Genomic DNA, 231 nt, shown 5'->3' with positions numbered 1-231 from the left:
AGGCCTCGTTCTCCCAGGCCAGCAGCACGTCGCCGACGCCGCGCCGGGTGAAGGTCGTGGTCGCGCCGCGCGCCCCGGTGTCCAGCACCGGCACGTGCTTGAAAAGCTCGGCCACGTAGGCGCGCGCTCTCTCCTCGCTGCCGCCGGGCTGGTGCAGCGCCCAGCCCCATGCAGCGAGGAAGTTCCAGCGCGCCCCGCCCGAGGTCTTGGGGTTGGGGGTGATCACCTGTA

At 72.3% G+C, this 231-nt stretch carries 1 pseudogene; it reads right to left on the bottom strand.

The features are described from left to right. Positions 1 to 231 (bottom strand): annotated as a pseudogene (locus CLG85_RS28140) (sulfate transporter subunit); the annotation flags it as partial.

Source organism: Alloyangia mangrovi, assembly GCF_002300555.2.
GTDB lineage: Bacteria > Pseudomonadota > Alphaproteobacteria > Rhodobacterales > Rhodobacteraceae > Salipiger > Salipiger mangrovi.
This window is presented reverse-complemented; position numbering and strand designations above follow the sequence as displayed.